The 239-nt window shown below is 72.4% G+C and carries 1 protein-coding gene; it reads right to left on the reverse strand.

Annotation, left to right across the window (positions count from 1 at the left end; all coding sequences use genetic code 11):
- Positions 1-239: metallophosphoesterase (locus BN358_RS25415; RefSeq protein ID WP_198018388.1), on the reverse strand; the 239-nt coding region annotated here is incomplete at both ends.

Genomic DNA, 239 nt, shown 5'->3' on the forward strand with positions numbered 1-239 from the left:
GTCGCGACCGGCTGCACGATCCTGCGGAGCTCGGCGTACGACTCGGGCGTCCCGTCGTCGGACAGGTCACCGGTGAACACCAGCGCCTCGGGGGAGTGGGCGGACGCAGCCTCGAGCGCGGCGACCAGGTTCGGTCGGGCATCCAGGACGCCACCCACGAGCGGGTCGTCCGGGTGGCGAAGGTGGGTGTCGCTGAAGTGCGCCAGCAGATGCGCCGGACGCGGGTACTCGGCGGTTCG

This window comes from Sedimentibacter sp. B4 (assembly GCF_000309315.1).
In the GTDB taxonomy this organism is placed as follows: Bacteria; Bacillota; Clostridia; order Tissierellales; family Sedimentibacteraceae; genus Sedimentibacter; species Sedimentibacter saalensis.